The 18,036-nt window shown below is 72.5% G+C and carries 16 protein-coding genes; 12 read left to right on the top strand and 4 right to left on the bottom strand.

Features of this window, described 5'->3' with window-relative positions:
• Positions 1 to 7: 7 nt before the first annotated feature.
• On the bottom strand, positions 8 to 2,056 hold the full coding sequence (locus ACQUSR_RS13120) for a glycosyltransferase family 4 protein (RefSeq protein WP_431042764.1): 2,049 nt from the start codon (positions 2,054 to 2,056) through the stop codon (positions 8 to 10).
• Between the two features lie 403 nt (positions 2,057 to 2,459).
• Between ACQUSR_RS13120 and ACQUSR_RS13115 the strand changes: the two genes are divergently transcribed.
• The 5 genes from ACQUSR_RS13115 to ACQUSR_RS13095 all read left to right on the top strand — a co-directional run bounded on the left by ACQUSR_RS13115 (position 2,460) and on the right by ACQUSR_RS13095 (position 6,758).
• Positions 2,460 to 3,209 carry a hypothetical protein gene (locus tag ACQUSR_RS13115; RefSeq protein ID WP_431042763.1) on the top strand — a complete coding sequence of 250 codons (750 nt, stop codon included), beginning with the start codon at positions 2,460 to 2,462 and terminating at the stop codon, positions 3,207 to 3,209.
• A 271-nt stretch (positions 3,210 to 3,480) separates the two neighbouring features.
• Positions 3,481 to 3,621 carry a hypothetical protein gene (locus ACQUSR_RS13110; RefSeq protein ID WP_304463388.1) on the top strand — a complete coding sequence of 47 codons (141 nt, stop codon included), beginning with the start codon at positions 3,481 to 3,483 and terminating at the stop codon, positions 3,619 to 3,621.
• A 67-nt stretch (positions 3,622 to 3,688) separates the two neighbouring features.
• Positions 3,689 to 4,432: a hypothetical protein gene (locus ACQUSR_RS13105; RefSeq protein WP_431042762.1), complete on the top strand. Its 744-nt coding sequence runs from the start codon at positions 3,689 to 3,691 to the stop codon at positions 4,430 to 4,432.
• Positions 4,429 to 5,394 carry a DUF6895 family protein gene (locus tag ACQUSR_RS13100; RefSeq protein ID WP_431042761.1) on the top strand — a complete coding sequence of 322 codons (966 nt, stop codon included), beginning with the start codon at positions 4,429 to 4,431 and terminating at the stop codon, positions 5,392 to 5,394. Before ACQUSR_RS13105 ends, ACQUSR_RS13100 begins: the two co-directional genes overlap by 4 nt.
• A 188-nt stretch (positions 5,395 to 5,582) precedes the next feature.
• On the top strand, positions 5,583 to 6,758 hold the full coding sequence (locus tag ACQUSR_RS13095; RefSeq protein ID WP_431042760.1) for a serine hydrolase domain-containing protein: 1,176 nt from the start codon (positions 5,583 to 5,585) through the stop codon (positions 6,756 to 6,758).
• On the opposite strand, the gene ACQUSR_RS13090 is transcribed toward ACQUSR_RS13095, so the two are convergent.
• Positions 6,755 to 7,603 (bottom strand): hypothetical protein, encoded by an 849-nt coding sequence (locus ACQUSR_RS13090; RefSeq protein WP_431042759.1) that lies wholly within the window; start codon positions 7,601 to 7,603, stop codon positions 6,755 to 6,757. The two genes, ACQUSR_RS13095 and ACQUSR_RS13090, sit on opposite strands and share 4 nt — an antisense overlap.
• A 57-nt stretch (positions 7,604 to 7,660) precedes the next feature.
• On the opposite strand from ACQUSR_RS13090, the gene ACQUSR_RS13085 reads away from it, so the two are divergent.
• From ACQUSR_RS13085 to glmM, 4 genes are all read left to right on the top strand, one after another.
• The gene (locus tag ACQUSR_RS13085) at positions 7,661 to 9,289 is read left to right on the top strand and encodes an ATP-binding cassette domain-containing protein (RefSeq protein WP_431042758.1); all 1,629 of its coding nucleotides are present in this window, start codon (positions 7,661 to 7,663) and stop codon (positions 9,287 to 9,289) included.
• 270 nt (positions 9,290 to 9,559) lie between these two features.
• Complete coding sequence (gene rplM / locus ACQUSR_RS13080; RefSeq protein WP_304463394.1) at positions 9,560 to 10,003, top strand: 50S ribosomal protein L13; 444 nt, start codon at positions 9,560 to 9,562, stop codon at positions 10,001 to 10,003.
• A gap of 41 nt (positions 10,004 to 10,044) precedes the next feature.
• Positions 10,045 to 10,557, top strand: coding sequence for a 30S ribosomal protein S9 (rpsI, locus tag ACQUSR_RS13075; RefSeq protein WP_431042757.1), 513 nt, complete (start codon positions 10,045 to 10,047; stop codon positions 10,555 to 10,557).
• 166 nt (positions 10,558 to 10,723) lie between these two features.
• The gene (gene glmM, locus ACQUSR_RS13070; RefSeq protein ID WP_431042756.1) at positions 10,724 to 12,082 is read left to right on the top strand and encodes a phosphoglucosamine mutase; all 1,359 of its coding nucleotides are present in this window, start codon (positions 10,724 to 10,726) and stop codon (positions 12,080 to 12,082) included.
• 76 nt (positions 12,083 to 12,158) lie between these two features.
• Here glmM and coaA read toward each other — a convergent pair whose 3' ends face one another.
• Positions 12,159 to 13,148, bottom strand: coding sequence for a type I pantothenate kinase (coaA, locus tag ACQUSR_RS13065; protein WP_431042755.1), 990 nt, complete (start codon positions 13,146 to 13,148; stop codon positions 12,159 to 12,161).
• Between the two features lie 167 nt (positions 13,149 to 13,315).
• On the opposite strand from coaA, the gene ACQUSR_RS13060 reads away from it, so the two are divergent.
• Together ACQUSR_RS13060 and ACQUSR_RS13055 are read left to right on the top strand one after the other, a co-directional pair.
• Positions 13,316 to 14,392 carry an ATP-binding cassette domain-containing protein gene (locus ACQUSR_RS13060; RefSeq protein ID WP_431042754.1) on the top strand — a complete coding sequence of 359 codons (1,077 nt, stop codon included), beginning with the start codon at positions 13,316 to 13,318 and terminating at the stop codon, positions 14,390 to 14,392.
• Positions 14,389 to 15,207: an ABC transporter permease gene (locus tag ACQUSR_RS13055; RefSeq protein WP_431042753.1), complete on the top strand. Its 819-nt coding sequence runs from the start codon at positions 14,389 to 14,391 to the stop codon at positions 15,205 to 15,207. The genes ACQUSR_RS13060 and ACQUSR_RS13055 overlap by 4 nt, the downstream gene beginning before the upstream one ends.
• 22 nt (positions 15,208 to 15,229) lie before the next feature.
• Here the strand turns inward: ACQUSR_RS13055 and ACQUSR_RS13050 are convergent, their stop codons facing one another.
• Complete coding sequence (locus tag ACQUSR_RS13050; RefSeq protein ID WP_431042752.1) at positions 15,230 to 16,060, bottom strand: hypothetical protein; 831 nt, start codon at positions 16,058 to 16,060, stop codon at positions 15,230 to 15,232.
• Between the two features lie 116 nt (positions 16,061 to 16,176).
• Between ACQUSR_RS13050 and glmS the strand changes: the two genes are divergently transcribed.
• Complete coding sequence (gene glmS / locus ACQUSR_RS13045) at positions 16,177 to 18,024, top strand: glutamine--fructose-6-phosphate transaminase (isomerizing) (protein ID WP_431042751.1); 1,848 nt, start codon at positions 16,177 to 16,179, stop codon at positions 18,022 to 18,024.
• Positions 18,025 to 18,036: the final 12 nt, after the last annotated feature.

Below are 18,036 nucleotides of genomic sequence, written 5' to 3'. Positions count from 1 at the left end.
GGGCCGGTCAGGCCTCCTCGCTGGTGATCGCCAGGTTGCTCGCCTTGGTGAAGTACGGGCGGCAGCCGCCGGCCGCCGGGTACAGGTCGGTCTTGTTGCGGTCGACGATGTCGCCGATGAGGCGGGCGACGCGGATCGGATCGGCGGGGTCCCGCGTGCCGTCAGCCAGCGTCAGGTCCCACACGGCGCGGCCGTGGAGCTCCTTGTACGGGACGGTGAACCGGAAACCCCGGTCGGCGAGGAGGGTGACCGGCGCGGTGACGGGGCCGTCAGCGCCCTTGCGCGGGGTGGCGACGGCGACGGCGCCGTCACCCAGCCGGGCGGCGGCCCCGTGCAGGGTGCCCTCCACCGTGAGCTCGTCGGCGGTCGCGTGGAGGTCGCGGGCCTCGGCGTGCGCGGGGCGGTGCCAGGTGCGGACCGCGAGGTAGCCGTCGACGGTGGGATACGGAACCCACCAGGCGAACGGGGTGCCGGGCAGCGGCTCGAGGGCCACCAGGCCGCGGCCCTCGGCGTAGCGGGAGACGACGCGCCGGCGGGCGCGGTCACCGGGGCGTACGACGTGCAGATCCCAGCGGCCCTCGGCGAGGCCGCCCTCGGCGGACAGGGCCGTGCGGTCGAGCACGGCCGTCCAGGGCGCGTCCGACCCCTTCCCGCCGTCCGGCCGCCGGAGCGGGAGGCGTATCCGGTCTCCCTGGCCCCGGCGGGTGAGGGTGAGTTCGAGGTCGGTGCCGTGCAGGCCGGCGGGCTCGACGAGGACGGTCAGGTTCCCGTCGGCGTCGGCCCGGCAGGACGCCACCGGGCGCAGCGGAGGCTGTCTGCGGATCAGCTGCTTGACGGCCGACTTCAGGGTCGCGGCCAGCGGTTGCCGGGGCGCGCGCGGCGGGCGCCGGTCGGCGGGGGCGGTCCCGCGCCGCGCGAACAGCTCGGCCAGGAGCCGCTCGTACGTGGCGGCGACCCGATCGGGCGCGTAACGCCCGGCCGCGGTGCGGGCGGCTTCGCCCATGGTGCGGCGCAGCTCGTCGTCCTCGATCAGCCTGAGGAGACCCGCGGCGATGGCGTCGCGGTCGCCGTTGGCGACCAGGAGTCCGTCCTCGCCGTCGGTGATGATCTCGCCGGGGCCGTGCGGGCAGTCGGTCGCGAGGACCGGTACCCCGCAGTGCATGGCCTCCACGATCGTCATGCCGAAGGACTCCTCGCGGGAGGTGACGGCCGCGATGGAGCCCTTGGCCCATTCGGTCTCGATGGGGGAGTGCGCTCCCATGAGGGTGATGTGCCCGGCCAGGCCGAGGGTGTCGATCTGGCTGCGCAGCGCCGCCTGCTGCGGGCCGCGGCCGTAGATCCTCAAACGCCACTGCGGGTGCCGGGCGGCGACGGTGGTCCAGGCGTCGACCAGCAGGTCGTACCGCTTGACGGGGATGAGCCGGCCGGCGGCGACGACGAGTCTCGCGCTGCCGTCGGAGGGCTCGACCGGGGTGGCGGGCACGGCGTTGGGGATGCCGACCAGCCGGGTGCCGATGTCGGGCAACTCGGCCCGGTGGGTGGCCGCGTCGGCCTCGGAGACCGAGGTGAAGGCGTCCAGGCGGGGGATGGCGGCGTCGCAGGCGGCGCGGATGTCGGCCTTGTGGGTGCTGTAGAGCCGGTGCTCCTGGCCGATCCGCAGATAGCGGTCGGTGCCGAACTCGGCGAGGTAGATCACCAGTCCGGGGCGGGTCGCGATGACGGCGTCCGCGTCGGTGGCGGCCAGATACGCGGCGACGCGTTCGTCGGTGAGGGCGTTGAAGTTCTTGGTGCCGTTCGCCTCGGCCGCGGGGACGTGGGCGGTGGGACGGGACAGCCCGGGGTCGCGGGCGTCGCTGGACCGGGCTCCCGGGCGCCGTTCGATGAGCGGGACGATCGTCACGGCCTCGTGCAGCGGGAGGCTGGGCGAGGCCGCCGTACGCATCACGGAGACGATCTCCACGGTGTGCCGGGCCGCCAGTGCGCCGGCGAGGTTGAACGTGGAGCGGATGGTGCCGCCGATGCCGTAGGCGTTGTGCAGAAGGAAAGAGATCTTCATCGTGGTGTGCCGCGCCGTGGTGCGGTGTGGCGCGCTCTCCTCTCCGGAGCCTCGGGCTGCCTGGGGTTGTCCTGATGGTTTCCGGGGGACGTCCGGGCGGGGTCGGGACGGTGTCCGGTCGGTCGGTAAGACCGGCAGGGACGGCGAAGGTTGCCTGTTTCGCCATGTGTTGGGGGAAGGGCCACATCTGGGGGCGGAGGGGCAACCTCCGGGTGTTTTCCGCCGTCACAGGGTCGGACTGGTCTGTTTCGGACAAGGCTGGGGCGTCTGGCTGGATCGTGACGGTGTCGTGATCGGGGGCCGGGCAACTTTGGTCGCCGCCGGGCTGTCCAGTAATCACTGGTCGGCAGCGTCTGCCCGCTCCTGGAAGGCGCGGACCACCTGAGTGAGAGAGCGATCTGAGATGCGCGGGAACGTGAACAAGTCGGTGGCGCGCGTCGTGCTGGCGGCCGCGGTGGCGGCGACGCTGGGTACGGCGACGGCCTGTGAGGACTCCAAGGACGAGAAGCCGGCCGGCAAGGGCTCGCAGAAGCCCGCCGTCACCGAGGCGCACAAGCCGCTGGACAAGGCCGGGCTGGAGCAGGCCACGCTGGCCGAGGCCGACGTCAAGGCCAAGGGCTACGCGATCAAGGAGATGTCGAAGGCGGAGCTGGCCGAGGGTGGCTCGGCGAAGGCGGACAAGGCCGCGTGCCAGCCGGCGGTGGCGCTGCTGGGGACGAAGTTCTCCCCGGAGCCGACCGATTCGGTCTTCCGGACCCTCGGCAAGGGGGACTTCAAGACCAAGCAGAGCTTCTCCGGCATGCTGCGGGTCTCCGCCTACGCTCCTGGCGGCGCCGAGGCGACGATCGCCGGCCTCAAGAAGGCCGTGGAGGAGTGCGAGGGCGGCTTCACCGCCACCGACGGCACCGGCGAGAAGCAGAAGTTCACGGCGGTGACCGCGCAGTCGGCGGAAAAGCTGGGCGACGAGGCGCTGGCGTTCGACATGTCCGGCGACGGCCTCAAGTTCAGCGTCAAGGCGGTGCGCTCCGGTGCCCATGTGACGGTGCTGATGGGCCTCAACATGCTCGACCCGATGAAGTCGCAGGTCCCGCAGGAGCTGGTGGCCGCGCAGGTGGCCAAGCTGGAGAAGGCGATCGCCAAGAACGAGGGCTGACGACCGCCGCGGACCGCTCTGACGCCACGTCAGTTATGTGAGCGATGCGGGTGGTTGGGCGGTGGCGATCACTGGGGTGTCCGGCGCGCGGCGGCGCGCCGGACACCCTGCGTAACTCCGGGGGTAGTCACCGAGCGTGACAGAAAGTGCGACATATCGGACATTGGCGTAGTTTCTTGTCACGTCAGCTTCGCTCGCCGAGCGAAAGTGCCGATATGAGGAGGCATTGATGCTTGCTCAGAGGACAACCCTCATCGCAGACCCCCCCGAAATGAAGGCCACTCACGCGCTGATGGTGGAGCCGGAAACCACGATCAGCGACGCTCCGCTCTACTCCCCGGAGGCCAAGGGCGCACTGCTGCTGCTCCTGCTGCTGTCGCCGAAGTCTCCCAAGGAGCCGAGGGACAAGTGAGTGCTGAGCGAGTCGGCGTCACTCGACGCCCGCACGGTAGACCGGCTCCTGCGACGGGGCGCCGCTGATGGGCTCCGCTGAAGGGACCGCTCGTGCGGTCTACGCCGAAGCGACCGCCGCCTTGGCACGTCGTGTCCTCGATGCCCTCCGGGGTGTCGGGGGCACGGCTGTGCTCGCCGAGTTCGTGGACGGCAGCGCCGATCCGAAGGCGGCGCTCGCCGCCGTGCGGGTCATCGGCGCGGACGTCCTCGCCCCGCACGCCCTGACCGGTGCGGCGGTGCACCCGCAGGACGCGACGGCCATCAGCCAGGCCGCCGCCGTCTTCCCCGCCCCGGTCTACGCGTCGCCGCCACCGCGCGGGCCCGTCGAGGACTGGGCCGTCGCCTGGCGCGACTGGGCCACCGCGCGGCTGCTCGCCCGGCACGGCGCCGCCGCGCCCCAACTCGCCCCACCCGAGAGCTGCCCCGCCCTCACCCACGCGGATCCCTGGCGGCCATGGGCGGCCACGATGGCCCGGCTGTCGCCGCTGAGCCTGCCCGGAGTCGACGGCCCCGTACGGGACGCCGCCCTGCGCAACCCGGTCGCGCTGGCGCGTGGTGCCACCCGCGCCCTGCTCCGCCGCGACTACCCGACCGCCGCCCGGCTGGCCCGGTGGCTCGCGGCGGTCCACCACGAAGGCGTCCCCTTGCCGCTCGACCCCGCGACGTATCTCGACCACATCGCGCTGCACACCGGCGACGGCCCGCGCCTGGCCCTCGACCTCGCGGTGGCACGCGAGTTGCTCGGCAACCGGATGAGGGAGGACCGATGACGGCGTCCGTCACCGCCATCGCCCACCAGGTCGCCGTCAAGGCGCTCGGCTGGCTGCACAGGCACTGCGAGTTCGGCGCGCTGCCGCCCGACACGACCGCCGACCTGGGCGACCCGAACAGCGTCTACAAGCCGCTCGGGGAGACCGCCCTGGCGGGCTCCCTCGTGCTGCGCGAGTCCGCCGCCGGCAGCGCCGAAATCCAGGCCGCGCGGGAGCTGTTGGACTTCAGCTGGGTACAGCTGCGCGAGGGCGACATGCTCTACGAACGCCAGCTGCGCCACCAGCTGATGACCGACCCGCTGGAGACGTACGCCCACTTCGCGCGCTCCGGCTACCGCCACGAGGGCATGGAACGCCTGCTGCGGCACAATGCCGGACTGCGCTCCGTACGCGCCATCGAGCACATGCCCAACCGCAAGTTGGCGGTCGCCAACGCGGCCCGTGTCGCGCGGATCGACTACGACGTCGACTGGGTCCGGCTCACCCAGGCCACCTGGCTCGGCGCCACCCCCGAGCCCTGGGCCATCGACTGGATGACCGCGTACTCCGTGACGCACACGGTCTTCCACCTCACGGACTGGGGCGCCCGTCCGGAAGGACTGCCCCGGCAGATCTCCCGCTACCTCTCGACGTGGGTGCCCGTCTGGATCGACATCTGGCGGGAGGTCGCCCAGTGGGACCTGGTCGCCGAGCTGATGATCGTCGGCTGCTGCCTGCGGGAACCCGTCTGCGACCCGGAGACCTGGGCGCTGCTGGCAGAGGTCCAGCACGAGGACGGGCTGCTGCCGCGGGACGGAGACCCGGTCTCGGAGGACCCGGAACAGCGGTTCAACGACCACCAGCACACCGCCGTCGTCGCGGCCGTCGCGGGGACCATCGCCGTCTCGCGGACCCTGGCCGGGGCACCGGCCCCGGACCGTGACGCGCCCGACCACGGGGCGGAGCCCGGCGGCCCCGCATGAGGCGGTCCGGCGCGGGTGCGCGGGGCGTCCGCGGTACGCGATCTGGTGCTGGTGCTGGTGCGGGTGCCGGGGTGGGGCCGGGGCCCGGCCGTGGAGCGGGTCCGGACTTCGCTCGCCTGGTGGGCCTGGACCCCGCCTGTGGAGCGGATCCGGACCCCTCCCGTGGGACGGCTCCGGACTCCGCCCGCATGGCGGCCCTGGACCCCTCCCGCGCGTCTGACCCGGCCGGCGGCGGTGCGGCGGGTCCGGTCGGTGCCGGCGGTGCCGGGGGGCGGTTGCTGGCCGTGCTGGCCGCCGCCGCGCCCGGGGCCAGCACCGTCGTGGTCGTCGCGCGCCAAGGCGGACGGCGGGTGGTGGCCGTCACCGGCACCACCGCGCACGACGGCGCCGCCCGGGCCGCCGACCCGCATACGCGCTTCGAACTCGGTTCCGTCACCAAGACCTACACCGCGCTGCTGCTGGCCGACATGGTCGCCCGCGGCGAGGTCCGCTACACGGACCCCATCGCCCGCTTCCTTCCGCGTGGTGCCGTGCCGCCCGGACCGGGCAGCCGGATCACCCTGCTGCACCTGGCCACCCACACCTCCGGCCTGCCCCGGCTGCCGCGGGGCTTCCTGCGGCGGGCGGTGCCCCTGTGGTGCGCCAATCCCTACGCGGGGTTCGGCACCGGCGACCTGCTGGCGGCGCTCGCCCGGACCCGGCCGGACCCGGCACCCGGCACCCGGGTGCGCTACTCCAACTTCGGGGTCGGACTCCTCGGGCTGCTCCTCGCCCGCGCCGCCGGGGCCGGGTTCCCCGAGCTCCTCACCGACCGCGTCCTGGCCCCGCTGGCCCTGAGCCGCACCGGCTGCGCCGACGACGAGAGCCAGGCGACGGGCTACTGGCACGGCCGCCCCCGCCCGAGCTGGCGCATCCCGGGCCTGGCCGCCGCCGGTGCCGTCCGCTCCACCGGTCACGACCTGCTGCGCTACCTGGAGGCGCTGCTCGCCCCGGACACCGCGGCGGGCGGCGCCCCCGGTTCACTGCGCGCCGCGCTCGCCGACGTGGCCCGCCCCCGGCTCGCCGTACGCGCCGGCGGCGACCGGATCAGCCTGCTCTGGAACGTACGGCGGCGGCCCGGCCACGACGTGTACTTCCACTCCGGCGGTACGCGGGGCTTCGTCTCGCTCGTCGGGTTCAGCCCGCAGCGGGACGTGGCGCTCGCGGCCGTGGCGAACACCTCGCCCACGCTGGACGGGAGGTTCATCCAGCGCGCCTACCTCGCGCTGCGCGACCTGGCCGCGGACCCGGCCCCGGACGGCAGCGCGCTGGGCCTCGACGACGGCGTCCTGGGCCTCGGCGGCGGCGCCCTGGCCCCGGCCTAGCCGCCCGCGGCGGCGGCCGCCGCCGACGCCTGGGCGTTGCCGCGCGCCAGGATGCGGCGGAAGGCGTAGTCGGAGACGTCCCGCCCGGCCTGGGAGGCATTGGGGTCGGTGGAGGACGCCACGTCCTTGCCGGAGGTGTAGCCGGCGATGGTGAAGTAGGCGTAGCGGCCGATGGCGTTGGCGCTGGCGATGCAGTTCGCCCGGCGGCAGAAGGTGGGCACGCCGCCGCCGGGCAGCGACGCGACGTTCGGCTTGGCGTCCTTCTTCGCCTTCTCGGCCGCCGCCTTGTCGTCGAACACGGCGATGCCGACGGTGACCGCGACGCCGTCCTTGGTGTACGTCGCGCGGAAGAACCGGCGGCAGCCGTTCTCGTTGAGCACGCCGCCGAGCGCGCCCTGCGCCGCCGTCGCACAGCTCTTGGTGGCGCTGGTGAGCCCCTTGTCGTACGAGCGGTCGTTCGCGGTCGCCTTCGCGTCGGGGAAGAGCGTGCGGTCGCTGAGCGGGGCCTTGTCCTTCTTCGCGCTGGAGAGGATGTCGACCGGGTTGGGCGGGGCGGGCGGGGCCACGTCGGAGAAGCTCGGCTCCGGCGTCCCGGGCCCGCTCGGCAGTGCCTCGGGCGTCGGCAGCCCGCTGGCCTTGTCGGAAGCGCTGCCCTGGCCGTCGCTGCTGACCACGGCCGTGGCCACGATCGCGGCGACGGCCCCCGCCGCGAGGACGCCACCGCCGATCAGCAGCCACTTGCGGCGCCGGCCGCGGCGGGCGCTGTCGTCGGCGAGCGCCGCCCAGTCCGGTGTCGGCGGCTGAGACCCCCCAGGCCCGTACGGCCCCCCTTGCCCAAAGCTCATGGCGCGCATCTTAAACCGGTTGGTTCCGGGCCGGGTGCCCCGGAAGAATCCCCCCTCATGGGGCATGTCGAGGCGGCACATCTGGAGTACTTCCTGCCGGACGGGCGGGCACTGCTGGGCGATGTGTCGTTCAGAGTCGGGGAGGGCGCCGCGGTCGCGCTGGCCGGCGCCAACGGCGCGGGCAAGACGACGCTGCTGCGGCTGATCGCGGGGGAGCTGCGGCCGCACGGCGGATCGGTGACGGTCAGCGGCGGGCTCGGCGTGATGCCGCAGTTCGTCGGGTCCGTACGGGACGAACGCACCGTGCGCGACCTGCTGGTATCCGTCGCGCCCGCCCGCATACGGCAGGCCGCGGCGGCCGTCGACGCGGCGGAGCTGGCGATCATGACGCGGGACGACGAGGCCGCCCAGATGGAGTACGCGCAGGCGCTCAGCGACTGGGCGGAGGCCCGCGGCTACGAGGCCGAGACGGTGTGGGACATGTGCACCACCGCCGCGCTGGGGGTGCCGTACGAGCGGGCCCAGTGGCGCCAGGTGCGCACGCTCTCCGGCGGCGAGCAGAAGCGGCTGGTGCTGGAGTCCCTGCTGCGCGGCCCCGACGAGGTACTGCTGCTGGACGAGCCGGACAACTATCTGGACGTCCCCGGCAAGCGCTGGCTGGAGGAGCGGCTGCGCGAGACGAAGAAGACCGTGCTGTTCGTCTCCCACGACCGGGAGCTGCTGGCCCGCGCCGCGGAGAAGATCATCAGCGTGGAGCCGAGCCCCGCCGGGAGCGAGGTGTGGGTGCACGGCGGCGGCTTCGGCACGTACCACGAGGCCCGCAAGGAGCGCTTCGAGCGGTTCGAGGAGCTGCGGCGGCGCTGGGACGAGAAGCACGCGCAGCTCAAGCGGCTGGTGCTGGACATGCGGCAGTACGCGGCGCGCAGCGACGAGATGGCCTCCCGCTACCAGGCGGCCAAGACCCGGCTGCGCAAGTTCGAGGAGGCCGGGCCGCCGCCGGAGCCGCCGCGCAGGCAGGAGATCACCATGCGGCTGGCGGGCGGCCGCACCGGCGTGCGCGCCGTCACCTGCCAGGCGCTGGAGCTGACCGGCCTGATGCGCCCCTTCGACCTGGAGGTCTTCTACGGGGAACGGGTCGCGGTGCTCGGCAGCAACGGCTCCGGCAAGTCCCACTTCCTGCGGCTGCTGGCGGGGGACACCGAAAATCCAGTCGCGCACACCGGCGCGTGGAAGCTCGGCGCCCGCGTCGTACCCGGCCATTTCGCCCAGACCCATGCCCACCCGGAACTGGAGGGCCGCACCCTCGTCGACATCCTGTGGACCGAGCACGCCAAGGACCGCGGGGCCGCGATGAGCGCCCTGCGCCGCTACGAGCTGGAGCGGCAGGGTGACCAGCGCTTCGAACGCCTGTCCGGTGGTCAGCAGGCGAGGTTCCAGATCCTGCTGCTGGAGCTGGCGGGGACGACGGCGCTGCTGCTGGACGAGCCGACGGACAACCTGGACCTGGAGAGCGCGGAGGCGCTCCAGGAGGGGCTGGAGCGGTACGAGGGCACGGTGCTGGCGGTCACGCACGACCGCTGGTTCGCCCGCTCCTTCGACCGCTTCCTGGTCTTCGGTGCGGACGGCCGGGTTCGCGAGGTCCCGGAGCCGGTGTGGGACGAGGCCCGGGTCGACCGGAAGCGGTGACGTGCGGCCGGTGGCGTACGGGGGAACAGCAGGTCGGGCGCGCTGGTGTGCGACCCGTTTTGACCCGTCCGGGGGCGGGCCGGTATTCTGCCAGTTCGTTATGCGTATTGGCTTGCTCGTTCTCACGTGAGAGGCCGTTACGCCGGTCCACCGGGCCGATGACCAGCGGCTACCACTCGGTTTGCGTCACCGAAGTGCGGCCAAGGCTGTCGTGATCGTCCGGGTGGCCTTGTCAGGACCCATCTCACTGAAGAAGCGAAGGCTACGACCGTGCGTACGTACAGCCCCAAGCCCGGCGATGTCCAGCGCCAGTGGCACGTCATCGACGCCCAGGACGTCGTCCTCGGCCGTCTGGCCTCGACGGCCGCGTCCCTCCTGAGGGGCAAGCACAAGCCGGTGTACGCGCCCCACGTCGACATGGGTGACTTCGTCATCATCATCAACGCCGACAAGGTGCACCTGTCCGGTAACAAGCGGACCCAGAAGCTGGCCTACCGCCACTCCGGTTTCCCGGGTGGTCTGCGGTCCGTCCGCTACGACGAGCTGCTCGACAAGAACCCCGAGAAGGCCGTCGAGAAGGCCGTCAAGGGCATGCTCCCGAAGAACACCCTGGGCCGTCAGATGCTCTCGAAGCTGAAGGTCTACGCAGGCTCCGAGCACCCGCACGGTGCTCAGCAGCCGGTCCCGTTCGAGATCACCCAGGTCGCGCAGTAGTCCCGGCCACCCCCTAAGACGAAAGAAATCTGAGGAGAATCGTGGCTGAGATCACCGCCGAGACCCCGGTCGAGACCCCGGTCGAAGAGTACGAGGGCGACCACACCTTCGAGTCCGAGGCGACCGAGTACTCCAGCGAGTCGCTCGCGGGCCGCTTCGGCGAGCCGCAGCCGGGCGCCGGCACCGGCCGTCGCAAGAACGCCGTGGCCCGTGTCCGCATCGTGCCGGGCAGCGGCAAGTGGAAGATCAACGGTCGCACCCTTGAGGAGTACTTCCCCAACAAGGTGCACCAGCAGGAAGTCAACGAGCCGTTCAAGGTTCTGGAGCTCGACGACCGCTACGACGTCATCGCCCGCATCGCGGGTGGCGGCGTCTCCGGCCAGGCCGGTGCGCTGCGTCTGGGCATCGCCCGCGCCCTGAACGAGGCGGACGTGGACAACAACCGCGGCGCGCTGAAGAAGGCCGGGTTCCTGACCCGCGACGACCGCGCCACCGAGCGTAAGAAGGCCGGTCTGAAGAAGGCCCGCAAGGCGCCGCAGTACAGCAAGCGCTAATCGCGGCTTCTGCTCTGCACCGACGCCCCGGCGGCACACACCGTGCTGCCGGGGCGTTCGGCTATCGGGGCCGGGGAGCGTATACCTGTACGTAAGGCCCCGGTTCACGGCACGACACCTTTCTCCCGGGGGCTACCCGTACCCCCGCGCAATTCGGAGGACAGCAGTGGGACGACTCTTCGGTACGGACGGTGTGCGCGGCGTCGCCAACGCCGACCTGACGGCGGAGCTGGCGCTCGGCCTGTCGGTCGCGGCGGCGCATGTACTCGCCGAAGTGGGCACGTTCGAGGGCCATCGGCCGCTGGCGGTGGTCGGACGGGATCCACGCGCGTCCGGGGAGTTCCTGGAGGCCGCCGTGGTGGCGGGGCTGGGGAGCGCGGGTGTGGACGTCCTGCGGGTGGGTGTGCTGCCGACCCCGGCCGTGGCCTATCTGACCGGGGCGCTCGGCGCCGACCTGGGCGTGATGCTCTCCGCCAGCCACAACGCGATGCCGGACAACGGTGTCAAGTTCTTCGCGCGCGGCGGCCACAAGCTCGCCGACGAGCTCGAGGACCGTATAGAGGAGACCTACCGGGCGCATGCCTCCGGTGAGCCGTGGGACCGGCCGACCGGCGCGGGCGTGGGCCGGGTGCGGACCTACGACGAGGGCTTCGACAACTACGTCGCGCACCTGATCGGCGTACTGCCCAACCGCCTTGACGGGTTGAAGGTCGTCATCGACGGGGCGCACGGTGCGGCGTCCCGCGTCTCTCCGGAGGCGTTCGCGCGGGCCGGTGCCGAGGTCGTCACCATCGGCACCGACCCGGATGGCCTCAACATCAACGACGGCTACGGTTCCACCCATCTGGACCAGCTCAAGCGCGCCGTCGTCGAGCACGGCGCCGACCTGGGCGTGGCGCACGACGGGGACGCCGACCGCTGCCTGGCCGTGGACCACACCGGCGCCGAGATCGACGGTGACCAGATCCTCGCCGTGCTCGCGCTCGCCCTGCGGGAGGCCGGCGGCCTGCGCGAGAACACCGTGGTCGCCACCGTCATGTCGAACCTCGGCTTCCGGCTGGCGATGGAGCGCGAGGGCGTCGGGCTGGTGCAGACGGCGGTCGGCGACCGCTATGTGCTGGAGGAGATGAAGCGCCACGGCTACGCGCTGGGCGGTGAGCAGTCCGGGCACGTCATCGTGCTGGACCACGCCACCACCGGCGACGGCACGCTGACCGGTCTGATGCTGGCGGCCCGGGTCGCCGCCACCGGCCGCCCGCTCGCCGAGCTGGCCGGGGTCATGGAGCGGCTGCCGCAGGTCATCATCAACGTGCCGGACGTGGACAAGTCCCGGGTCGGCTCGTCCGCCGAGCTGAGCGCCGCCGTCCAGGACGCGGAGCGGGAACTGGGCGCCACCGGCCGGGTGCTGCTGCGGCCGTCCGGCACCGAGCCGGTGGTCCGGGTCATGGTCGAGGCGCAGGACATCGACCAGGCCCGGTCGGTGGCCGGGCGGCTCGCCGACACGGTGAAGTCCGCGCTGGGCTAGTCCGTTTCCTCGGCCGCCGGGCGGGCTACCGCCCGTCCGGCGGCCGAGCACCGGGGCCGAGCCCGGTGAGGAAACGTCACAGCTTGCGCAGCGAGAGGCGCTGGACCTTGTGGTCCGGGCCCTTGCGCAGCACCAGCGTCGCCCGGCCCCGGGTCGGCGCGACGTTCTCCTCCAGATTGGGGCGGTTGACGGTGCGCCAGATCATCCGGGCGTAGTCCAGCGCCTCCTCCTCCGAGACCTGGGTGTACTTGCGGAAGTACGAGAACGGGTCCTGGAAAGCGGTCTCACGGAGCTTGCGGAAGCGGCCGAGATACCAGCGTTCGATGTCCTCGGTCCGCGCGTCCACGTAGACGCTGAAGTCGAAGAAGTCGGCGAGGCCGACCCGGGTGCGGCCGTCGGTGCCCGGCAGCGCGGGCTGGAGCACGTTCAGGCCCTCGACGATGAGGATGTCGGGGCGGTGCACGGTCAGCCGCTCGCCCGGCACGATGTCGTAGATCAGATGCGAGTAGACCGGCGCGGACACCTCCTCCTTGCCCGCCTTCACGTCGGCCACGAACCGGGTCAGCGCCCTGCGGTCGTAGGACTCGGGAAAGCCCTTGCGGGACATCAGCCCGCGCCGGTACAGCTCGGCGTTGGGGTAGAGGAAGCCGTCCGTGGTGACCAGCTCCACGCGCGGGTGCTCGGGCCAGCGGGCCAGCAGCGCCTGGAGCAGCCGGGCGGTGGTGGACTTGCCGACCGCGACGCTGCCCGCGACCCCGATGACGAACGGCGTGCCGGGCTGGGCGCCGCTGCCCTTCGTGGTACCGCCGAGGAAGGTGTTCAGCGCGCCGCGCAGGCTGCCGGTCGCGGCGACGTACAGATTCAGCAGCCTGGACAGCGGCAGATACACCTCCCGCACCTCGTCGAGGTCGATGACGTCGCCCAGGCCGCGCAGCCGCTCCACCTCCGCCGCGGTCAGCGGCAGCGGGGTCTTGTCTCTCAGCGCGCTCCACTGCGCGCGTGACAGGTCCACATACGGACTCGACTCGGTGCGCCGCTGCGTCGTGCGCGCTGGAGAGCTGATCACCCCTTCATTGTCGGGGCTGCGCGGACACCGCGGGGCGTGGGGTCGGTCACGCCCGGGGAGCCCGGTTCACTCCGACGGCGCAGGCCCGCTTGGCGCGCCGAATGTCAGTGGTGTGGGTCACAGTGGAGGGGTGCGGCCCTGGCGGTCGGGATGCGGGAGGTCCACCCATGACGTACGCGATACAGGCGGAGGGCCTGGTCAAGCGGTTCAAGAAGACCGAGGCCCTGGCCGGGGTGGATCTCGCGGCCCGCACGGGGACGGTGCTAGGCATGCTGGGGCCCAACGGCGCGGGCAAGACGACCGCGGTGCGGATCTTCGCCACGCTGCTGCGGCCCGACGCGGGCCGGGCGGCGGTCGGCGGGCACGACGTGCAGCGGGAGGCGGGCCTGGTCCGCTCCATGGTCGGGCTCACCGGACAGTACGCGGCCGTGGACGAGAACCTCACCGGCACGGAGAACCTGCTGATGATCGGCCGCCTGCTGGGCATGCCGCGGCGCTCCGCCCGGAGGCGCGCCGCCGAGCTGCTGGAGCGGTTCCAGCTGAGCGACGCGGCGGGCCGGGCCACGAAGACGTACTCCGGCGGCATGCGGCGGCGGCTGGATCTCGCGGCGAGCCTGGTCGGCCGGCCGCGGGTGCTCTTCCTGGATGAACCGACCACCGGACTCGACCCGCACAGCCGCGGCGAGCTGTGGGACATGCTGCGCGGGCTGGTCGCCGAGGGCGCGACGGCGCTGCTCACCACCCAGTATCTGAACGAGGCGGATCGGCTCGCCGACGACATCGTGGTGATCGACAAGGGCCGGGTGATCGCCGAGGGCACCCCGGACGAGCTCAAGCGGCAGGTCGGCGGCCAGGTGCTGGAGGTGCGGCCGCTGCACGCGGCCGATCTGGCGGCCACCCACGGGCTGCTGGCCGAGGCCGCGGGCCCGCAGACCCGGATCGAGGGCGAGCTGGTCACCGCCCCGGTGGGTGACCCCGCGCTGATGCCCGCCGTGGTGCGGCGGCTGGACCAGGCGGACATCGCGGTGGCGGAGCTGGCCCTGCGCCGCTCCAGCCTGGACGAGGTGTTCCTGGTGCTGACGGGGCACCGCCCGGAGCCGGAGAACGATGGCGGGAACAGGCCGGGCCCGGGCGGCAGGCCGGGGCAGGGAGGCGCGCGGGACGGGTCCGCCGACTCCCGGGGTGCCGACTCCGGGCGTGCCGACTCCGGGGGTGGCTACGAGGCGGTGGGGAGCGCGCCGTGACCGCCGCGCCGGCCGTGGCGGCCACCGCGCCGCTCTCGGCGGGCGGCCGGGTGCGGCCGCTGGCCGCCCTGCGCCAGACCGGCACGATGGCCTGGCGGAGCCTGGTGTCGGTCAAGCACAACCCGCTGGAGCTCGTCGACTACAGCATCACGCCGATCATGTTCGTGGGCTTGTTCGCCTTTGTCTTCGGCGGGCAGATGGCCGGGTCGCCCAAGGCCTACCTCCAGTACGCGCTGGCCGGGATCATCGTCCAGAACACCCTGTTCATGAGCATGTACACGGCCATGGCGCTCAACTCCGACCTCACCAAGGGCGTCTTCGACCGGCTGCGCAGCCTCCCCATCGCCCGGTCCGCGCCGCTGCTGGGCCGGATCACGGCCGACCTGTGCAAGCAGCTGTGGGCGATGCTGCTGATGATCGGCCTCGGCATGCTGCTGGGGTTCCGCATCCATCGGGGCGTCGGGGGCCTGCTGCTCGCGGCGCTGATGCTGGTCACCTTCGCGGCCGCGGTGTCATGGACCGCCGTCCTCATCGGCATGCTGGCGGGCGACCCGGAGAAGGTGCAGGTCTTCGCGTTCACCATCATCTTCCCGATCACGTTCACCAGCAGCGCGTTCGTGCGGGTGGAGACCATGCCGAACTGGCTCCAGGTGTGGGTGGACGTGAACCCGGTGACCCATCTGGCGGACGCCTTCCGGGCCCTGCTCATCGGCGGCGAGGTCGCGGCCCCGGTGCTGTGGTCGCTGGCGTGGGCGGCGGGGATCACCGCGGTGTTCTGCCCGCTGGCGATGCGGGCGTACCGGGCGCGGCTGTAGGCGCCGGCGCGCGGCCTTAGGGTCAGCCCGGCAGGATGCCCTGGGTCGCCTGCGCGGGGACCGTGACGGAGGCGTCCGGTACGGGGGCCTTCACCGCGACACCGAAGTCGGACAGGTCCATCGTGATCCTGAGGGTGGTGCCGCCCATGTGGCAGGACATCCGGGCCCGCACCAGCCGCCCCTGCCCGTCCACCCACGCGTCGGCGACCACCGGCAGGTCCTGGCCCTGCTTCTGCCGGAGCGCGTCCACCTTGGCGCGGACGGTGGCCGCCAGCCGCATCGACACCGTGTTGTGGTCCAGCGTGCCGGTGTAGTGGGTGGCGGTTGCCCGGCCGACCTTCTCGGTGCCGACCTTCGCCACCTCGCGCATCGTGGAGATCTGGCGCAGCACGTGCTCGGGGTCGTTGACGGGGGCGCGGAGCAGGTAGTGGGCCTCGGCCTTGTCGCGGTCGATGACCGCCCACTTCTTCTTGCCGAGGTTGCCCAGCGGCTGGAGGTACACCTTGCCGCCGCCGAAGACCTCGTCCATGTGGTCGATCGCGCCGCCGGGGAGGTCCACGGACAGCCGTCCCCTGTCCCCGGCCAGGTCGAACGGCCCCGCCACCGAGATCGTGAACTTGCTGCCCTCGCTGGCGAGCTGGATCTTCTCGGCTATGCGCGCGGTGCCCTTGCCGGTCTTCGCGGTGGCCCTGCTGACCACGGTGTCGGGCACCTTCACGGGCCGCTCGGCGAGCGTCGGCGTCCCCTTCGGCTTGCCCTCGTCCTCCGCGCCCGCGGAGCACGCCGTCGCCGAGGCGAGCACGGCTGCGGCGAGCAGAGCGCTGGTGGTGCCGGTGGTGGTGGAGCGGCGCACAATTCCCCCAGGAGGACGACGGACTCGGCCATGGGCCGCACGCGCGCATTATGCACCCCACGGATGGCACAAGGGCGGTGGCCACCGGGTCACCGGGTGGGCCGTACGCTGCCTGCATGTGCGGAATCGTTGGTTACGTGGGAGGGCAGTCCGCCCTCGATGTCGTCCTCGCCGGGCTGAAGCGGCTCGAATACCGCGGCTATGACTCGGCCGGGGTGGCGGTGCTCGCGGACGGCGGGCTCGCCGCCGCCAAGAAGGCGGGCAAGCTCGCCAACCTGGACAAGGAGCTGGCCGACCGGCCGCTGCCCACCGGCGGCACCGGCATCGGCCACACCCGGTGGGCCACCCACGGCGGGCCCACGGACGCCAACGCCCACCCGCACCTGGACAACGCCGGGCGGGTCGCGGTCGTCCACAACGGCATCATCGAGAACTTCGCCGCCCTGCGCGCCGAACTGACCGACCGCGGGCACGAGCTGGCGTCCGAGACCGACACGGAGGTCGTGGCGCACCTGCTGGCCGAGTCGTTCTCCTCCTGCGGCGACCTCGCCGAGGCGATGCGGCAGGTCTGCCGCCGGCTGGAGGGCGCGTTCACGCTCGTCGCGGTGCACGCCGACGCCCCCGACGTGGTGGTCGGCGCGCGCCGGAACTCGCCGCTCGTCGTGGGCGTCGGCGAGGACGAGGCGTTCCTCGCCTCCGACGTCGCCGCGTTCATCGCGCACACCCGCGAGGCGATCGAGCTCGGCCAGGACCAGGTGGTCGAGCTGCGCCGGGACGGGGTGACGGTCACCGACTTCGGCGGGGCGCCCGCCGACGTCCGGCACTACCACGTGGACTGGGACGCCTCCGCCGCCGAGAAGGGCGGCTACGACTACTTCATGCTCAAGGAGATCGCCGAGCAGCCGAAGGCCGTGGCCGACACGCTGCTGGGCCGGATCGACGCGTCGGGCTCGCTGTCGCTGGACGAGATCCGCATCCCGGTCTCCGTGCTGCGCGAGGTCGACAAGGTCGTCATCGTGGCGTGCGGTACGGCGTACCACGCGGGCATGATCGCCAAGTACGCCATCGAGCACTGGACGCGCATCCCGTGCGAGACGGAGCTGGCCAGCGAGTTCCGCTACCGGGACCCGATCCTGGACTCCCGCACCCTGGTCGTCGCCATCTCGCAGTCCGGCGAGACGATGGACACCCTGATGGCGCTGCGGCACGCCCGCGAGCAGGGCGCCAAGGTGCTCGCCATCTGCAACACCAACGGCTCGACGATCCCGCGCGAGTCGGACGCCGTGCTGTACACGCACGCCGGTCCCGAGGTCGCCGTCGCCTCGACCAAGGCGTTCCTCACCCAGCTCGTCGCCTGCTACCTGGTGGCCCTGTACCTGGGCCAGGTGCGCGGCACCAAGTGGGGCGACGAGGTCCAGGCGGTGATCCGCGAGCTGTCGGAGATCGGCACCCAGGTGGACCAGGTGCTGGAGACGATGGAGCCGGTACGGGAGCTGGCGCGCTCCCTCGCCGGCAAGAACACCGTGCTGTTCCTGGGCCGCCACGTGGGCTACCCGGTCGCCCTGGAGGGCGCGCTCAAGCTCAAGGAACTGGCGTACATGCACGCCGAGGGCTTCGCGGCGGGCGAGCTGAAGCACGGCCCGATCGCGCTGATCGAGGAGGACCTGCCGGTGGTGGTCGTGGTGCCGTCGCCGCGCGGGCGGTCCGTCCTGCACGACAAGATCGTCTCCAACATCCAGGAGATCCGGGCCCGTGGCGCCCGCACCATCGTCATCGCCGAGCGCGGCGACACGGCGGTGACCCCGTACGCCGACCACCTGATCGAGATCCCGCCCACCCCGACCCTGCTCCAGCCGCTGGTGGCGACCGTGCCGCTCCAGGTCTTCGCCTGCGAACTGGCCACGGCCCGTGGCAACGAGGTGGACCAGCCGCGGAACCTGGCGAAGTCGGTGACGGTGGAGTGAGGCCGGGAACGC

Origin of the sequence: Streptomyces sp. P1-3 (genome assembly GCF_050613155.1) — a bacterium.
Classification (GTDB): Bacteria; Actinomycetota; Actinomycetes; order Streptomycetales; family Streptomycetaceae; genus Streptomyces.
The sequence above is the reverse complement of the archived record's forward strand: the minus strand, read 5'-3'. Positions and strand labels throughout refer to the sequence as shown.

What these genes read in the sequence shown, in the direction of transcription:
- ACQUSR_RS13120 (WP_431042764.1), bottom strand. Translation starts at nt 2,056, where the DNA reads ATGAAGATCTCTTTCCTTCTGCACAACGCCTACGGCATCGGCGGCACC.
- ACQUSR_RS13115 (WP_431042763.1), top strand. Translation starts at nt 2,460, where the DNA reads ATGCGCGGGAACGTGAACAAGTCGGTGGCGCGCGTCGTGCTGGCGGCC.
- ACQUSR_RS13110 (WP_304463388.1), top strand. Translation starts at nt 3,481, where the DNA reads ATGAAGGCCACTCACGCGCTGATGGTGGAGCCGGAAACCACGATCAGC.
- ACQUSR_RS13105 (WP_431042762.1), top strand. Translation starts at nt 3,689, where the DNA reads ATGGGCTCCGCTGAAGGGACCGCTCGTGCGGTCTACGCCGAAGCGACC.
- ACQUSR_RS13100 (WP_431042761.1), top strand. Translation starts at nt 4,429, where the DNA reads ATGACGGCGTCCGTCACCGCCATCGCCCACCAGGTCGCCGTCAAGGCG.
- ACQUSR_RS13095 (WP_431042760.1), top strand. Translation starts at nt 5,583, where the DNA reads ATGGCGGCCCTGGACCCCTCCCGCGCGTCTGACCCGGCCGGCGGCGGT.
- ACQUSR_RS13090 (WP_431042759.1), bottom strand. Translation starts at nt 7,603, where the DNA reads ATGAGCTTTGGGCAAGGGGGGCCGTACGGGCCTGGGGGGTCTCAGCCG.
- ACQUSR_RS13085 (WP_431042758.1), top strand. Translation starts at nt 7,661, where the DNA reads ATGGGGCATGTCGAGGCGGCACATCTGGAGTACTTCCTGCCGGACGGG.
- ACQUSR_RS13060 (WP_431042754.1), top strand. Translation starts at nt 13,316, where the DNA reads ATGACGTACGCGATACAGGCGGAGGGCCTGGTCAAGCGGTTCAAGAAG.
- glmS (WP_431042751.1), top strand. Translation starts at nt 16,177, where the DNA reads ATGTGCGGAATCGTTGGTTACGTGGGAGGGCAGTCCGCCCTCGATGTC.